A 532-nucleotide genomic window follows, 5' to 3' on the forward strand; every position below is an offset into this window, starting at 1 on the left:
CTGGATCGATCTCATCATTCAAAAGGCTCGAGATCCATTCCTTGGCGATCGTGATCTCCGTGATGATTGGTTTCTGATAGCGTTTGATCTTTGACGTGTTGACGCTTAGCTTTTTTGACTTAAGAACCTCCTGAAGAGTCTCGAATATCTTTAATTGCGCAAACTCCGCATTGTAAAAAACAAAGAAATCATCAACATATCGGAATATTTCGTAGTCGATTTTGTGTGTCAGATTACTTTCTTGGGCAAGTCGCGTCATTAGCTCCACATCGACCGACTGCAAAATGATCTCAGCAAAAATACGAGAAAACTCCGGGCCAGTAACAATGCCATTGGTCTCCTTTTGGTTTAGGTTTTGCATGAGAGCATCGAACTGCCCCCCGAAGGTCGCCTTCGATTGTTTCAGACTGAATTTTGTCTGATCTTTTCCCAAGACAGCCCACGGCAATGAGTGAGTATAGATGCTATCAAAACACTTACTCACATCAAACTGCACCATCGCGTCATATTTCTTTTCGCACTCGTGATATTC

Annotated in this window: 1 protein-coding gene; it reads right to left on the reverse strand. The window is 42.9% G+C overall.

Annotated features, from left to right (window positions below; all coding sequences use genetic code 11):
• Window positions 1–532: RNA-directed DNA polymerase (locus tag J5M67_RS27700; RefSeq protein WP_207888581.1), on the reverse strand; the 532-nt coding region annotated here is incomplete at both ends.

The organism is Pseudomonas sp. 30_B, assembly GCF_017491605.1.
Lineage (GTDB): Bacteria > Pseudomonadota > Gammaproteobacteria > Pseudomonadales > Pseudomonadaceae > Pseudomonas.